This window comes from Vibrio sp. 2132-1 (genome assembly GCF_033344315.1).
This window is the reverse complement of sequence record NZ_JAWPON010000903.1, coordinates 1-505: the sequence shown is the minus strand read 5'-3', so window position 1 is coordinate 505 and position 505 is coordinate 1. Positions and strand designations below refer to the sequence as shown.

The window sequence follows — 505 nt, the reverse complement described above, 5'->3', positions numbered from 1 at the left end:
CGTCGCTTCAAAAAAATCGACGTTGTAGAACCATCTCTGGACGATACAACCAAGATCCTGATGGGCTTGAAACCAAAGTACGAAGCTCACCACGAAGTGCGTTACACCAACAAAGCACTGCGTGCAGCCGTAGAGCTGTCTGCGAAGTACATCAACGAACGTCATCTACCTGACAAAGCGATTGACGTTATTGATGAAGCCGGTGCTCGTAGTCGATTAGCTCCAGCAAGTCGTCGTAAGAAGACGGTTGGCGTGGCTGATATTGAAGCCATGGTTGCAAAAATGGCTCGAATTCCAGAGAAGTCGGTGTCTTCATCTGACAAAGACATCTTGAAGAATCTTGATGGCAAAATGAAGATGCTAGTCTTTGGTCAAGACAACGCTATTGATGCGCTTTCGGAGGCTATCAAACTGTCTCGTGCTGGTTTGGGCGTAGATAACAAGCCTGTGGGTTCGTTCTTGTTTGCAGGGCCTACTGGTGTGGGTAAAACCGAAGTAACTGTTC

The 505-nt window shown here is 47.5% G+C and carries 1 pseudogene; it reads left to right on the top strand.

The window, feature by feature from the left end:
• A pseudogene (gene clpA / locus R8N47_RS28640) lies at positions 1 to 505 on the top strand (ATP-dependent Clp protease ATP-binding subunit ClpA); the annotation flags it as partial.